This window comes from Kitasatospora sp. NPDC087861 (assembly GCF_044742585.1).
Classification (GTDB): Bacteria; Actinomycetota; Actinomycetes; order Streptomycetales; family Streptomycetaceae; genus Kitasatospora.
This window is the reverse complement of the sequence record NZ_JBIUUS010000046.1, coordinates 1-13065: the sequence shown is the minus strand read 5'-3', so window position 1 is coordinate 13065 and position 13065 is coordinate 1. Positions and strand designations below refer to the sequence as shown.

Annotated in this window: 15 protein-coding genes and 1 tRNA gene; 8 read left to right on the top strand and 8 right to left on the bottom strand. The window is 71.6% G+C overall.

The annotated features are described in order from the left end of the window. Positions 1-159 precede the first annotated feature (159 nt). Together ACIOJE_RS36475 and ACIOJE_RS36470 are read right to left on the bottom strand one after the other, a co-directional pair. Positions 160-1122 carry a glutamate ABC transporter substrate-binding protein gene (locus ACIOJE_RS36475; RefSeq protein WP_280684367.1) on the bottom strand — a complete coding sequence of 321 codons (963 nt, stop codon included), beginning with the start codon at positions 1120-1122 and terminating at the stop codon, positions 160-162. Between the two features lie 16 nt (positions 1123-1138). Then, on the bottom strand, positions 1139-2497 hold the full coding sequence (locus ACIOJE_RS36470) for a hypothetical protein (RefSeq protein ID WP_280684369.1): 1359 nt from the start codon (positions 2495-2497) through the stop codon (positions 1139-1141). A gap of 488 nt (positions 2498-2985) precedes the next feature. Between ACIOJE_RS36470 and ACIOJE_RS36465 the strand changes: the two genes are divergently transcribed. Further along, entirely contained in the window at positions 2986-3561 is a 576-nt protein-coding gene (locus ACIOJE_RS36465) for a nucleosidase (RefSeq protein ID WP_280684370.1), read from the top strand. A gap of 12 nt (positions 3562-3573) precedes the next feature. Then, complete coding sequence (locus ACIOJE_RS36460) at positions 3574-3657, top strand: DUF664 domain-containing protein (RefSeq protein WP_400782489.1); 84 nt, start codon at positions 3574-3576, stop codon at positions 3655-3657. Between the two features lie 45 nt (positions 3658-3702). On the opposite strand, the gene ACIOJE_RS36455 is transcribed toward ACIOJE_RS36460, so the two are convergent. Continuing rightward, complete coding sequence (locus ACIOJE_RS36455) at positions 3703-4614, bottom strand: sigma-70 family RNA polymerase sigma factor (RefSeq protein ID WP_400782447.1); 912 nt, start codon at positions 4612-4614, stop codon at positions 3703-3705. Positions 4615-4930: 316 nt separating this feature from the next. Here ACIOJE_RS36455 and ACIOJE_RS36450 point away from each other — a divergent pair, with 316 nt between their 5' ends. Both ACIOJE_RS36450 and ACIOJE_RS36445 read left to right on the top strand, forming a co-directional pair. Beyond that, a complete protein-coding gene (locus ACIOJE_RS36450; RefSeq protein ID WP_400782445.1) occupies positions 4931-6043 on the top strand; it encodes a trypsin-like serine peptidase in 1113 nt (370 codons plus the stop codon). A 54-nt stretch (positions 6044-6097) separates the two neighbouring features. After that, the gene (locus tag ACIOJE_RS36445) at positions 6098-7147 is read left to right on the top strand and encodes a trypsin-like serine peptidase (protein ID WP_400782443.1); all 1050 of its coding nucleotides are present in this window, start codon (positions 6098-6100) and stop codon (positions 7145-7147) included. 117 nt (positions 7148-7264) lie between these two features. On the opposite strand, the gene ACIOJE_RS36440 is transcribed toward ACIOJE_RS36445, so the two are convergent. From ACIOJE_RS36440 to ACIOJE_RS36425, 4 genes are all read right to left on the bottom strand, one after another. Further along, complete coding sequence (locus ACIOJE_RS36440) at positions 7265-7657, bottom strand: VOC family protein (protein ID WP_280684378.1); 393 nt, start codon at positions 7655-7657, stop codon at positions 7265-7267. 213 nt (positions 7658-7870) lie between these two features. Beyond that, positions 7871-8386, bottom strand: coding sequence for a hypothetical protein (locus ACIOJE_RS36435; protein ID WP_280684383.1), 516 nt, complete (start codon positions 8384-8386; stop codon positions 7871-7873). Between the two features lie 182 nt (positions 8387-8568). Next, on the bottom strand, positions 8569-9126 hold the full coding sequence (locus ACIOJE_RS36430) for a hypothetical protein (protein WP_280684385.1): 558 nt from the start codon (positions 9124-9126) through the stop codon (positions 8569-8571). A gap of 11 nt (positions 9127-9137) precedes the next feature. Further along, a complete protein-coding gene (locus ACIOJE_RS36425) occupies positions 9138-9578 on the bottom strand; it encodes an ATP-binding protein (RefSeq protein ID WP_400782440.1) in 441 nt (146 codons plus the stop codon). Positions 9579-9786: 208 nt separating this feature from the next. Here ACIOJE_RS36425 and ACIOJE_RS36420 point away from each other — a divergent pair, with 208 nt between their 5' ends. After that, complete coding sequence (locus ACIOJE_RS36420; RefSeq protein WP_400782438.1) at positions 9787-10689, top strand: Scr1 family TA system antitoxin-like transcriptional regulator; 903 nt, start codon at positions 9787-9789, stop codon at positions 10687-10689. Next, entirely contained in the window at positions 10649-10783 is a 135-nt protein-coding gene (locus tag ACIOJE_RS36415; protein ID WP_400782436.1) for a DUF397 domain-containing protein, read from the top strand. Before ACIOJE_RS36420 ends, ACIOJE_RS36415 begins: the two co-directional genes overlap by 41 nt. On the opposite strand, the gene ACIOJE_RS36410 is transcribed toward ACIOJE_RS36415, so the two are convergent. Next, positions 10746-11252: a DUF3592 domain-containing protein gene (locus ACIOJE_RS36410; protein ID WP_400782434.1), complete on the bottom strand. Its 507-nt coding sequence runs from the start codon at positions 11250-11252 to the stop codon at positions 10746-10748. The genes ACIOJE_RS36415 and ACIOJE_RS36410 overlap by 38 nt on opposite strands. A 229-nt stretch (positions 11253-11481) precedes the next feature. On the opposite strand from ACIOJE_RS36410, the gene ACIOJE_RS36405 reads away from it, so the two are divergent. Continuing rightward, positions 11482-12810: an esterase/lipase family protein gene (locus ACIOJE_RS36405; RefSeq protein ID WP_400782431.1), complete on the top strand. Its 1329-nt coding sequence runs from the start codon at positions 11482-11484 to the stop codon at positions 12808-12810. A gap of 71 nt (positions 12811-12881) precedes the next feature. Then, positions 12882-12965, top strand: a tRNA-Leu gene (locus tag ACIOJE_RS36400). Positions 12966-13065: the final 100 nt, after the last annotated feature.

Sequence of the window (13065 nt, the reverse complement as noted above, 5' to 3'; positions counted from 1 at the left end):
GCGTGCGATCCCGACGTGCGATCCCACGACAACCCCCGTGCCCACCACCGGTCTCCCCGTGGTGATCGTCCCGAACCCTAGCCGGTGGCCGTTCGGGCCGGACGGGCGCGGGGCGTCAAGACCGCGTCAACGGCCCGGTGGCGCCCCGCGCCCGTCCGGTCAGTGCGGGACCGGCCAGTAGTGGTCGGCCTCGTTGAGCATGTACGGCTTGAGCCAGTGCTCGTACGACAGGCGCCAGGCGCCGCCGGCGTAGTAGTCGGCCAGCACCTGGTTGACCCGGGCGGTCAGGTCGGGGCTGGTCTTCAGCATGGCGACGCCGATCACCTCGGGCTGCACCTCGCCGTCGACCACCCGCACGGTCTGGTCCTGGGCGGCCTGACTGGCGGCCAGGCCGTCGTCGGTCATGGTGGCGTCGATCTTGCCGAGCTGCATCAGGACCAGGCAGTCCAGGTGGTTCTCCACCGTGACGACCTGGCGGGCGGTGTTCTTGGCCGCCAGCACGGTCGAGGCCGTGGAGCCCTTGGCGGCGCACACCGTCCGGTCCTTGATCGCGTCGTCGATGCCCTTCGCGGTGGAGGCCTTCGGCACCAGCACCCGCTGGCTGATGTTGAAGTACGGCTTGGAGAAGGCCACGTCCTTCATCCGGTCGCAGTTGATGGTCATGGTGCGGACGATCAGGTCGACCCGGCCGCCCTTGATGGCGTCGACCCGGTCGGCGGTCGCCACCGGCTTGAGCACCACCTTGTCGGGGTCGCCGATGACGGCGGCGCCGATCGCCCGGGCGAGGTCGATGTCGAAGCCCTCGATCTGACCGGTGTTCGGGTTGCGGGCGCCCCAGCGGTAGCTGTTCTGGTCCACGCCGATCACCAGGCTGCGCTTGGCCTTGATCGCCTTCACCGCCGGGCCGTCCTGGGTGCTGGGCGGGACGCTCGTGTAGATGTCGCAGGGCTCGGCCTGCTCCTGCTGTTCCTGCTGGACGGCCTGCGGTGCCGTGGCCTGGCGGGCCGCCTGGCCGGTCGCCGGTGCGGCGCCGGAGGGGCCGCCCCCGCCGAGCACGGCCGCGGCGGCCGTCAGCAGTGCCAGCGCCGCGGCCGGCCTGGTCCGTACGGTCCTGTCGCGCATCTGTCCGTTCCCCCCTCTACCGGTACTCGGCCAGTCGTCGGCCCAGGCCGCGCAGCGCCGCGGCCGCGGCCACCAGGCCGAGCACCGCGGCCGCGCCGGCGGCGGCGCGCAGGTCGGTGTCGACGTCCTTCGCGGCGGCCTGGAACCGCTGTTGTTCGACGACGGCGGCCTGTGCGAGCGCCTGGTCGGTGGCGTTGAAGGCGCTGTCGGCGGTGGTGGGGGCGTCGGTGGCCGTCACGGTCGCGTCCAGGGCGCCCTGGTAGTCGGCGGCGTCGATCTCCAGCTTCCGCGCGGCGCCGTGCCGGTCGTACCAGACGCCGTACTGCGCGCGGGCGTCGTCGACGGCCGACCGGGCCTGGGGCGGTGCCAGCCGCAGGGCCTCCGGCAGGGAGCCGGCCTGCCGGTCCGCCGGGGCGTCCTTGGGCGCGTCGCCGGACAGGTGGTCGGTGGCCTTCGTCCACTGGTCCGCGTACTTGCCGGTGGAGCCGCGGGCGACGAAGTTCAGGTTCTCCGCCAGCCGGGCGGTCAGCACGTCCACCCGGGCGGTGTTGAGCGCCCGCAGCGGGGTCGCGCCCTCGCGGTCGCTCTGCTTGAGCGCCGCGCTGGCGGTGAGCCCGGTGACGGTCAGCCAGAGCCCGCCGGCCAGGACGGCAGCGGTGGCGCCGAGCAGGCCCGGGTTGAACACCCGGTTGGTGCGGCGGAACAGCGTCAGCTGCACCCAGAGCAGCGCCCCGAGGGTGATCACCGCCAGGCCGTACGCCGCCCACGGCACGGACTTGGCCGCGGCGTAGTCGTTCGCCAGCTCCCCGTTCTCGGTCGCGGACAGCTCGGCGGCGGCCGGCAGCAGCACGGTCTGCATCTGCTCGGAGGCGTACCGCAGGTAGGCGCCGCCGAGCGGGATGCCCTGCCGGTTGTCCGCCCGGGCGCTCTCCACCAGCCCGGAGTAGACCGGGAGTTGCTGGTTCAGCCGGGTGAGCGAGCCCTGCGCGGGGGAGGTGGCGGTGGTCCGGGCGGCGGCGTCGGCGATCAGCTTGGCGGCCTTCGCGAGGTCCTGCTCGTAGCGGTCCCGGACGCCCTTCGGCTCGGCCCCGGCCAGCAGGAAGCCGGTCGCCGCGGTGGTGTCGGCGTCGGCCAGCGAGCGGTGGATGTCCGCGGCGGCCTGGCTCAGCGGCTGGCTGTACGAGACGACCCGCTCGGCGGCCTGCGCCCTGGTCTCCAACTGCCAGGCGGTCAGCCCGCCGAACGCCACGGTCAGTACCGCGAGCACCGCCCCGGCCAGCCGCAGCCGGCCCGGCGCCGTCCGGGTGGCCCGTGCCAGCCGGCCCCGCAGGCCGCGCGGCGCCGGCCGGGCCGCCGGGGGCCGTGGTGCCGGCACGCCGCCCGGTCCGGGCGCCGGTGCGCCCGGCCCGACCGGCGCGCCCGGCGGACGACTCGGCCGTGCCGGGACTACGGCGCTCGGTGCGCCGCTACCTCCTGGTGTCGCCACCCGCCTCATCCTCCCCTGGGACCGGGCCCGCTGTCCGGGGCCCGGCCGATGCCAGCAGTATGGCCGTGACTCCCCCCGGCCACACCCGACTTGCGCCGATCTTGAGCTTGTCCCGCACGGTTCCCACGTACGTGCCGCGCGGTCGCCGCGCGCTGTTCGAGGCCCGCCGCTCGGATGCGGGGCGGGCGGCGAACCCTCCGACGCCGGTTGCACCCTATGCGGTTCCCCCGACAAGCCGGAACGGAGAGGTCCGATTGTCTCGGGCACCCCTGCCGTGACGGTGCCGCGGTACCGCCGTCGGGCCGTCGCCGCGACGCCGTCGTTCCCGGCCCGGTCGGTGCGCCTCGTACGGCGGGGGCCCTCCGTACGATGGGCCCATGCGCCTGCTTGGAACGATCTCGCCCGACCGCCCGCTGCTCGTCGTCGCCGTGCGCGAGGAGGCCGCCCACCTCGACGACCGGCTGCCCGTCCTGCTCACCGGAATAGGGAAGATCAACGCCACCGCCGCGCTGGCCACCGTCCTCGCCCAGGGCGAGCGGCCGTCCGAGGTGATCAACCTCGGCACCGCCGGTGCGCTGCGCCCCGGCTGGGAGGGCACCCACCACGTCGTCCAGGTCATCCAGCACGACTTCGACACCCCCGCCCTGTACGCGCTCACCGGCCGCAGCTACGGCGCCCCGCTGGTGATCGGCAAGGGCGAGGGGCCGGTGCTGGCCACCGGGGACCTCTTCGTCTCGGACCCGGCGGCCCGCGACCGGCTCGCCGAGCACGCCGACCTGGTCGACATGGAGGGCTACGCCGTCGCCGCCGTCGCGCACCGCGCCGGAGTCCCGGTCCGCCTGGTCAAGCACGTCAGCGACGAGGCCGGCGAGGGCGCGAGCCACAGCTGGCGCGAGTCGGTCGACGAGTGCGCCCGCCACCTCGCCGACTGGGTGACCACCCAGGGTTGGTGACGGACCGTCGGATTGCGGGTGATCGAGGAGACCGGGCGGCACGCCGGGCACGCGGACCTCATCCGCGAGCAGCTGGACGGCGCCGTCGGGCGCTGACCGGCCCCACGGGTGGGAGGGCGGCCGCCCTCCCACCCGCACCGGTCAGCCGCGGAACGCCGAGAGGTCCAGCGCCGCCAGCCGCTCCGGGTCGGTGAGCACGTCGATCGTCGCGATCGCGCCGTCCACCACCGTGAACGCCATGATCGACAGCGCCCGGCCGTTGTCGCCGATCACCACCGCGCCCGCGGCGCCGTTGACCAGCGCCGGGCGGGCGAACGGCGACAGCCCGCCCCACAGCACGGCCTGGCCGGCCACCGTGGCGGCGCCCGCCAGCACCACCGTGTGCCGGGCCCGCACCCCGCCGCCGTCCGAGCGCAGCACCACGTCCGGGTCGAGCACCGCCACCAGCGCGTCCAGGTCGCCGCCGCGGGCGGCCGCGAAGAAGGCGTCCACGGCCGCCCGTTGACGGCCCAGGTCCGGATCGGGCGCCGGCGCCTGCCCCTGCACCCGGCGGCGGGCCCGGCTGGCCAGCTGGCGGGTCGCGGCCGCCGTCCGCTCGATCAGCGGGGCTATCTCGTCGAACGGCACCGCGAACAGGTCGTGCAGCACGAAGGCGACCCGCTCGGCCGGCGACAGCGACTCCATCACCACCATCAGCGCCAGCCCCACCGAGTCCGCGAGCAGCACCTCCTGCTCGGGGTCGACCATGCCCTCGCCGCGCAGCAGCGGGTCCGGGATGCGCGGCGCGCCCGTCTCGTCCGACGGGCCCTCCAGCGGCTCCTCGCGGCGCAGCGCCCGGGCGCGCAGCAGGTTCAGGCAGACCCGCGAGACCACCGTGGTCAGCCAGCCGGCGAGGTTCTGCACGTCGGCGGTGTCGGTGCGGTCGTACCGCAGCCAGGCCTCCTGGACGGCGTCCTCGGCCTCGCTGATCGAGCCGAGCATCCGGTACGCCACGGCCCGCAGCCGAGGCCGGTGCGCCTCGAAGAGCGCCGCCCGCGCAGATTTCTCGTCCACCGTGTCACATTCCTTCGTCGCCGGGGGTCAGAGCAGCAGGAGCCACCAAACAACGCTGCGGCGGGCAGATCAACTCCCCGCCCGGGACGAACCGGAGACGATCGTGACGAACACCCCCGCGACCAGGGACGACGCCGCCACTCGCACCCTGGCCGGTGCCGAACTCGGCCACCGCACCTGGGAGGAGGGTCAGTGAGGGGTGCGGCCGTTACCGATACAAGGATGAAACGCCGGTTACCGGAATCTGCTGATACCGATGAACGGATGAGACTCCCCCCAGACGAGAATCTGACATCCCGCTCCTACGGTGCCGTGCATGCCACAAACACATGGCCGGATCGGCGGCCACCGCAACCGGATCCACAGCCGAGCGCGCACCCAAGTCGTCCTGACGACAGCCGTGTTGGCAGCCGGCCTGGCGCTGGCCGCGCCCGCAGGAGCCGCCGGGGCCGCAGCGCAGGACGGGGCCGCAGCGACGGACGGGGCGGCCACCGCGAGCCGGGTGGTCGTCCATCCGGAGGCGGTCACGGCCGCGCAGCAGCAGACCGTCCTGGACTACTGGACCCCCGAGCGGATGGCCGCCCTGACGACGCCGTCGTCCGGCAATCCGCCCAAGAGTGCCCCCGACGGCGCTCCGTGGACCGGTGCCGACACCCTGAGCAGGACGGTGGGCAGGCTCTTCTTCACCAACCACGGTCAGGACGAGAGCTGCACCGCGACCGTCGTGAACAGCGCCAACCGCAGCACCGTCGTCACGGCGGGGCACTGCGTCAACAGCCCTGACCTCATTGGTGAGAACGACGAGTGGCTGTCGAACGAGATGTTCGTCCCGGGCTACCGCGACGGTCTCGCGCCGTACGGCAAGTTCGTCGCCCGCGCCGGGGTCGCCGACGCCACCTGGCTCCTCAACGACCAGCAGGACGCCCTGAAGTACAACGCGTACGACCAGGCGTTCCTGGTCCTGAACACCAACGCCGCAGGAAAGCGCGTGCAGGACGCCGTCGGCGCCGCACAGCGCATCGGCTTCGACCGGCCGGGCAACGCCTCCGTCCACGAGTTCGGCTATCCGCGCGAGTCCTCGGGCGATCCCACCCGCGCGGGCCTGCCCGAGTACACCGGGGCCAGGCTCGCCCACTGCGTGGGACAGACCCGCGAGTACCCCGGTACCGAGAAGTACCCGGAGCCCCGGGGTCAGTGGGGCGCCCCCTGCGTGATGGGCGGCGGCTCCAGTGGCGGTCCCCGCGTCGCCGACTTCGACCCGTCCTCCGGGATCGGCACGGTGGTGGGTGACAACACCCTGGGTGGCTTCTTCGACTCCTCGGGCCGGGTCTGCGACCGCGGCGACCCCGCCTGCACCCGACACCTGGTCGGCCCGCAGTTCACCTCCGCGATCACGAAGCCGCTGTACAAGGCCGCCGAACGCTCCTGAAGCGTCGGCCGAGCCGTGCTCGAAACGAACCGCACCCAAAGGAGATTGGCGACGATGTCAACCACACCCCGAGCGTTCCCCCGCAAGTTCGCCGCCGCGGGAGTCCTCCTGCTGAGCGCGACCACGGCGGCCGTGCTGCTGCCGAACACGGCCTTCGCCGCGGAACGGGAATCCGTCACCACGCATTCCGGCGCCACGACCGAACAGGAGCGCAGCCGGATCGATGCCTACTGGACTCCCGAACGGATGAAGCTGGCGGGCGCCATGGTCCCCGAGATCACCCCCGTGCCCGAGGACGACAACACGCCTGACGATCCGCAGCCGCTTCCCGCGAACACGCCGGACCCCGGGGCCACGTGGACGCACGGCGGAGCGGTGAACAAGAGCGTCGGCCGGCTCTTCTTCACCTTCTCCGACGGCTACGACGGCAGTTGCACCGCAACGGTCGTCGCCAGCGCGAACCGCAGCACCGTCATCACGGCGGCGCACTGTCTGAGGGGCGTCGGAGCCGCCGCCACCGACACGACGTGGAACCACAACCTCTACTTCGTGCCCGGTTACCGCAACGGCACGAAGCCGCTCGGCGGCTTCAGCATCAAGGAGGCGGCCACCTCCTCCCGTTGGGACGCCGATCCGGGCAAGACGACCTCGGACGCTGTCGCCGTCGCCGGCTACGACGCGGGACTCCTCGTGGCGAACCCTTCGGCCGAGGGACGACGGGTCGCGGACGTCACGGGAAGCCAGAAGATCGCGTTCACCAAGCCGGCCAAGGACGAGTTCATCCACACCTTCGGGTACCCGAAGGACCGGCTCAACAACCCCAGCGCCAAGTACGCCGGATCGCGCATGATCCATTGCGCCGGACCGGCCCAGCCCGGCCCCAAGGCCCCCCTGCTGTGGGGTGAGTCCTGCGACATGTCGCACGGGGCGAGCGGCGGCCCCCACCTGGCACAGTTCGACACCCGGACCGGCACCGGCACCGTCGTCGGCGTGACCACCACCAGCGACGATCTCGCGGGCGGCCCGACCAACACGCTCTACGCCACGCGCCTCGGCGACAGCGCCCACCGCCTCTACACCTGGGCGCAGGGTCGCGCGGCCTGACCGTCCGTCAGTCCCGTGCGGCCGGCCACCGGTACATCGGTGGCCGGCCGCACGGGCGGTGGCGATCAGGGGCTGTGCGACCGGGTGATCGGGAGCGGCACGCCGCCGGGTGCGGCATCAATCGCCTGAAGAGGACATCGCTGCGCGGTCGGACTCACTGCGGAGAACACAGAATTCATTGCCCTCAGGGTCCGCGAGGACGGCCCAGCCGGGGCCGTCCGGTTCCCGGCGATCGTCGACGAGGGTGGCCCCGAGCTTCAGCAGTCGCTCGACCTCCTCCTCGCGCGTGGTCTTCGGACGCACGCACAGGTGAAGCCTGTTCTTGATCGTCTTCGGCTCCGGCACCTGGTTGAAGTACAGCAGTGGGCCCTCCGGCAGCACCACCTCGGTTTCCGCTGCACCCGGCTCGGCCTCCGGATGCAGCGGACAACCGAGCACCTCACTCCAGAACCGAGCCAGCTCATAGGCGTTCGCACAGTCGATCGCCACATTCTGCAATACCGAGACCATGCCCGAGAGCCTGCCCGAAGCGCCGCTCGGTCCGCTACCGGATTGCGGCCGGACAGCACCGGCACCCGGTCCGGCGGCCCGCACAGAGCGGTTGCCGCCGCCGGTCGGGTTCGGGCGAGGAGCGGGGTGGCGGCCCTCAGCGCCGCCACCCCGTTGGCTTCTCGGCACCGGGGTAGGGGTTCGTTGAGCCAAACCCCACCTTGGGGTGAAGATTCAGAACGCGGTGGGTGGTTGGAGGACCAGGTCGAGAACGGTGTCCCAGTGCTCGTCGGGGGCGGTGACGATCACGTAACCGTCCTGGCCGGGGAGTTGGGGGACGAGGGCGCTGCGGCAGCCGTGGCTGTGCAGGACCTCGACGGGGACGCGCTCGCCGTTCAGCCGTAACTCTCCGGTGGTCGGCCCGGAGTCGAGCGGGGTCCAGGGTGCGCGTGGGTCGATGCGGTCGGAGTTCGCGAGGAAGTTGGCGAGTTGGCTCTCCGGGGTGGTCACGGACTTGACCCGGTGGCTGTCCGGGACGGGCCGGGAGGTCTGGACGATCGCGACGAACTCGCGATCCAGGTGGTAGTTCAGGTCGAGGTGGCAGAGGTAGCCGTCGCTGGCCATCCGCCCCAGCAGGACGAACCACCCGGGCGGCGCGTCGCGGAGGACGGCGATCCGCTCGCTCCACTCCTCGGCGGTCTCGCGCGGGGTGGGGAGGTGGAAGGTGCGCGGGCGGTTGCTGCGGAACAAGGGATCCCCCAACTGGCCGTCGAATGCCGGACGTTGACCCAGTACATCATCACCCGCGTTCGACGGGCGGTGCCATCGCCCTGGACATGGGGCGTGATCGGCCTGCAGCGTCGGGCCGATCCCGCCCGACGCTGCACTCAGCGCAACGTCGACCTGTCGCGCGATCGACTGTCGGATGCGGGCTACCGGGTGGCGGCTTGCGCGCGGTCGCGGCAGTGGGCCAGGGCGGGCTTGATGCGGGCGTCGGGGGCGGGGGAGGCGGCGAGCAACTCGCCGGCGGTGACCAGGGCGGTCCAGTAGTGGGCCGGGTCGCCGGTGGTGGGGCGGGGCCGGGTGGCGGCGAGGGAGAGGAAGGCGGCGGTCAGGTTCCCGGTGACGAACCAGCGGGCCAGCCCGTGCTGGTGGCCGGCGCGGATGCCGCCCAGGGCGTCGATCGCGGCGAGGAACTGGTCGACGATGGCGAGGTCGCGGTCGTCGAGCGTCTTCGGGACGTCGAACACGCCGAGGGCTTCGAGGAGTTCGCCGGTGTCCGCCTCGGAGCCCGGGCGCGGGTCGGCGAGCAGGGCGTCGAAGCAGTCGTCGAGGCGGAGCTGCGTCTCGGCGGCGGGGATGCCGAGCGCGACGCAGACGGCACGGGCGGCGCGGACGGGTTCGCGGGTGCGGCGGGCGAGGGTGGCGTAGGCGTCGGCCGGGGTCGAACCGGTGTCGAACAGGTGCCGGGCGGTGAGAGCGAGTCGCATGGAGGGCACCTTCAGACGGCGAGGACGGTGAGTGTGGCGACGGGGGAGGGTGCGATCAGCGCCCAGACGAACTTGCCGATGCCGCCGGCGCGGGGGCAGCAACCCCAGCGCTCGGCCAGCTCGTTGACGAGGAAGAGGCCGCGCCCGTGCTCGTCGTTGGGCGCGGGGGAGCGGAGGGACGGGCGGCCGGTGCCCGCGTCGTGGACTTCGAGGCGCAGCCGGTCGCCGATGAGGGCGAAGCGGACCTCGATCAGACGGTCGGCGGGGGCGTCGGTGTGCTGGACGGCGTTGGCGAAGAGTTCGCCGAGGAGGAGTTCGGCGATGTCGGAGTAGCGGTCGCCGGCGGGGAGCGCGGCGAGGTAGGCGCGGAGCAACTGCCGGGCGACGGGGGTGGAGTCCGGGCGGGAGTCGAGGCGGGCCGCGAACGTGCGGGGGCGGTGGGTTTTGAGCATGGTGGAGTACCTCGGGGGGCGGATGGGGGAGTGTGAGAGGCGCATGCAATCACGCTCTGCATGCAAATGATTGCGTTCTGGTGTCAATCATCGGGGCGGCGGAGGTACGGTGACGCCAAATCAGCGTGCGAGACGTGTGGCGCACAACAGGGGGTTAGTGATGGCACGGCGGACGATCAGGCGGGGGACCACGGCGAGCTCCGCGATCATGTTCGGTGAGGAGGTCCGCTACGCGCGCGAGTCGGCGGGCTACACGCAGGAGGAGATGGGCAAGCTCCTGCACCGCGACCGGACGGTGGTCTCGCGGACCGAGGGCGGGAAGCGGAAGCCGTCGATCGAGGAAGTCGAGGAAATCGAGAGGCTGTTGAACACCGGCGACCTGCTGAAGCGGCTGTACGGTCGGGTCGACTGGAGCGCGTCGATCGAGCACCCGGACTGGTTCCAGGAGTACGTGGACCTGGAGGCCATCGTCGTCGGGGTGCGGGTGTACCAGGACGGCGTGATGTATGGCCTGTTGCAGTGCTGGCAGTACGCGCGTGCGCTGTTCGCCACTGGCGATACGGCGGGCAACTCGGAGGAGATTGAGGAGCTGACCAGGGCTCGACTCAGTCGGCAGAGTCGTTTTCTTGCGCCTGACGGGCCGCTCTTGCTGGTCATTCTCGATGAGAGCGCCATCCGCAGGGTCGTGGGCGGGCCAGGCGTGATGAGATGTCAGATGGAGCATCTCCTGCGGGTGGCCCAGCTTCGGAACGTCGTCATTCACGTGATGCCGTTCTCGAATCAGCGGACTCTCATCAACACGGCTATGGTGTTGCTGGAGCTGCCGGACGGCCAGCGCCTGGTGTACTCGGAGAGCCTCGATCGAGGGCATCTGAGCGATGATTCCGCCAACGTGGCCAGGCATCAGCGTCGCTATGATCGGCTCCGTGGCGAATGCCTGTCAGAGTGCGACTCGCTTCGGCTGATCGCCGAGGCGCTGGAGGGTTTCAGAGATGATGAGCAACGAGCTCGCCGCAGCCGCCTGGCGGAAGAGCAGCTACAGCGGCAACAACGGCGGCAACTGCATCGAGGTGGCCCCCGGGTTCCTGCCCGGCGCCGTCCCAGTGCGTGACTCCAAGGATCCGCACGGTCCGGCCCTTGTTTTCCCCGCCGCCGCCTGGGGAGCCTTCATCGCGGCCGTCCGTTCGGGCGACCTCCCCGGATGAGCCAGCGGTAGGCGAGATGGGCCGCGAGGCCCAGCAGGGTCATGACGACCGACGCGACCAGTGCGACCACATCGAGTGCGTTCCGGGTCAGTGAGTTCCAGAAGCCGATGCTCGAAGCAAGGGCGGCGACGTCGGTGTGCTGGGGGTCGTACACCACCGTCACCGTGTCACGGGCCTTGATACTGTCGGTGACATAGGCCAGTCGGGTCTCGACGGATGCCCCCTCGGAAGTCGTGAACCGCACCCGGCAGTTGGCGTTGCCTGCCGGGTTGTCCTGCGGCCCGCTCACTTCGGCACATTCGGTGACGACCGCCGGGGTGTGGACGCCGCGACTGCGGAGAGCCGACGTCACGCCCATGTCGTGCGGTATCAGATAGACCAGGCTGAGGACGAACAGCAGAACCCCCAGGCCGATCATCGCGAGCGACCCGTTCCGCACGGTCCGGCCATGGTCCGGCACGTTCTCCATCGGTCCCCCTGGTATCAGTCGAACTGCCCCGCGTGCTCACGCTAGCCGCACCCGCCGACGCAGGCAGGGCCTCGGAGCGCGGATCGGTCAGTTCCGGTCGTCCGGCGACCCCTCGCGAGCAATTTCGACCACTCTGCGTGTTATGCCGATGCGATACGTAACCGGACGGTTACAGTCGCCCGCAGTGCACGGGTAGTCCCTGTTCGACTCAACAGAGGCGGTAGCAGTCATGGCACAAGAACCCCGTATCGACGTATCGCTCACGGCCCTCAAGGAGGGCCAGTCCGAGCCCACCAAGGCAGAGTTGGCGGAGATCGCCGGCTCCCTCAAGCCCGAGGTCTGGTTCACCACCGCGCTGTCCGGCGAGGCTGGCGGCCGGGACGCCGACGTCGTCTGGGACCTGACCGGCGCGCCGTACAAGGGGCAGACGGCAACCGGGCAGGCGGCGGTCTACTACGCCAACCCGAAGCTCGGCCTGCGGAAGCCCTTCCTCTTCGCGGACGGCTTCAACTACGGCCCCAGCGACCTCCCGGGCCTCTTCTCCTACTTCAACACCGTCGCCGACGGCCGGCCGGGCCTCTTCGACCAACTGCTCGCCAAGGGCTACGACATCGTCCTGATCGGCTTCACCGAGCGCCACACTCACATCCAGGCCAACGCCGAGGTCGCGATCGACGCCATTCGCCGGGCCATCGCCGAGCGCAAGGGCGACGAGCGGCTGACCGTCGGCGGGGTGAGCATGGGCGGCATCATCACCCGCTACGCGCTCGCCAAGCTGGAGTCCGACCCCCAGGGCGACCACCAGGCGGCGACCTACCTCTCCTTCGACTCCCCGCACAACGGCGCCTGGATCCCGCTGATCCTCCAGCAGATGGCGTACTTCTTCGAGGACTACACCCCGGCCGGGCCGGACGGCGTCAAGCAGGCCGAGCTGATCCGCAGCCCTGCTGCTCAGCAGCTGCTCTGGGCGTGGGTCGAGAACGCGAAGTACAAGGGCCCGGTGGCCACCGCCAGCGACCTGCGCAAGGAGTTCCTCGCCGACCTCGACCGGGTCGGCAACTTCCCGCGGATCCCGCGCAAGCTCGGCGTCTCCAACGGCCGCCGGGACGGCGTCGGCCTCCCGCTGCCGGCGGGCGAGGTGGCGTTCGACTGGCAGGCCCTGATCGCCAGCGCCACGGCCCGCTTCCAGCCGAACAAGGGCGACAAGGAGCGCATCGGCGGCATGCACCTCGGCCTCGCCGTGCGCCGCAGCACCACCACCGAGGTCCCGGCCCTGGACAGCGTGCCCGGCGGCACCCTGGACTCCTTCGGCAAGGTCGCGACGGCGCTCAAGGCGAAGATCTCCGACGAGTACCGCAGCGGCACCTTCGTCCCGGCCGTCAGCGCGGTGGCGCTGGGCTTCGACCCGGTGAAGTGGGACGTCGACCCGGCCGCCGCGATCTCCGAGGATGCCCTGCAGAACGGCCACCTCGACGCCGTGAAGTTCGACGACGCCAACACCGAGCACAGCCACGTCTCCCGCGTCCTGGTCGACTGGATCGTCAAGCAGCTCGCCTGACCACCCCGCCCCCTCCGACCTGGTTCGGAGCACCCGCGCGGATGGGCTACGATATTCCTCATCACCCAGATGCGCGGGTGGCGGAATAGGCAGACGCGCTGGATTCAGGTTCCAGTGCCCGAAAGGGCGTGGGGGTTCAACTCCCCCCTCGCGCACATAGGTCCTCGGACCACATAGGGCCGGGGGGGGCGGCCCCGGGGGGGGGGGGGGGGGGCCCCGGCGGGGGGGGGGGGGGGGGTGGTGGGCGGGGTGTAT